The sequence below is a fragment of the Mycobacterium sp. E1715 genome (genome assembly GCF_001667625.1).
In the GTDB taxonomy this organism is placed as follows: Bacteria; Actinomycetota; Actinomycetes; order Mycobacteriales; family Mycobacteriaceae; genus Mycobacterium.
Map to the genome: position 1 here is coordinate 1 of NZ_LZJJ01000393.1, position 953 is coordinate 953.

The 953-nt window shown below is 69.5% G+C and carries 2 protein-coding genes; one reads left to right on the forward strand and one right to left on the reverse strand.

The features are described from left to right. The coding region (locus tag A9X03_RS19295) for a DUF6636 domain-containing protein (RefSeq protein WP_156736165.1) at positions 1-395 on the reverse strand (395 nt) is incomplete at its 3' end. A 52-nt stretch (positions 396-447) separates the two neighbouring features. On the opposite strand from A9X03_RS19295, the gene A9X03_RS19300 reads away from it, so the two are divergent. Next, positions 448-951 (forward strand): hypothetical protein, encoded by a 504-nt coding sequence (locus A9X03_RS19300; protein WP_156746606.1) that lies wholly within the window; start codon positions 448-450, stop codon positions 949-951. The last annotated feature ends 2 nt before the right edge of the window (positions 952-953 follow it).

Below are 953 nucleotides of genomic sequence, written 5' to 3' on the forward strand. Positions count from 1 at the left end.
TCCCGCGACACCCGGAAGTAGTGCCCGGTGCTGCTGTCGGTGCACGTCATGCCCGACGGCTCGCTGTCGCAGGTGATCGTGCCCGCGGACTGGGTCTGGCCGTAGTCGAGGGTCGGCTCGCCGGCGAAGCGCAGGGTGTCGCCGTGGCAGTGGATGGCGGCCGGCTCGCCCAGGTTCAACACGAAGCGGTTGCCCCAGGCGAGATGCTTGCCGCACTCCGGTGGCGGCGGTGGCTGGTAGTCGAAGTCGCTGATGTCGCACGCCACACCGAAGCCGCCCAGGACGCAGTAGATGTTGCCGGACGGCGATTGAAAGTTCTGGGTGTCCGCGTGCGCGGTCGCCGGCATCACGGTGGCGGCCGCGACCGTCGCGGCGGCGACAGCGAGGGTCCTCATCATTTGCTGAGCGTAAGCCTGTGCGCCGGTGGACCGGACCGATAATCCCGAAATGAGTTTGCGCGGGGGCCTTCACCTGGCCGCCCAAAAGGATTACAACGTCATCATGAAGGCATCAATGGTCGCCGCGGTTCCGCTCCTGGCGGCCGCGACCGCGGTGGGCCCGGCGCACGCGGACCCGCTCTACCACTTCCAGTCGCCCTCGGGCGACGTCACCTGCGTGATGGCGGCTTTCGGTGGAGATGCGCCCCGCGCGTCCTGCGGCGTCATCGACCCCACCTACGTGATGCCGCCCCGCCCGCAGTCCTGCATGGGGGCCTTCGGCGACCAAGTCGACATCGTGCAGGGCAGCTCGCCGGCGATGGCCTGCCACACGGACACCACCCGCGGAGCCGGGCTGCCGACGCTGCAAGCCGGCGACACCCTGCGCTTCGCCGGCGAGCCGACCCTCGACTACGGCCAGACCCAGTCCGCGGGCACGATCACCTGCGACAGCGAGCCGTCGGGCATGACGTGCACCGACAGCAGCACCGGGCACTACTTCCCGAGGTCGTAGGA

Bases quoted from the DNA above. Each gene is read 5' to 3' on its own strand.
- A9X03_RS19300 (WP_156746606.1), top strand. From the start codon at position 448: ATGAGTTTGCGCGGGGGCCTTCACCTGGCCGCCCAAAAGGATTACAAC.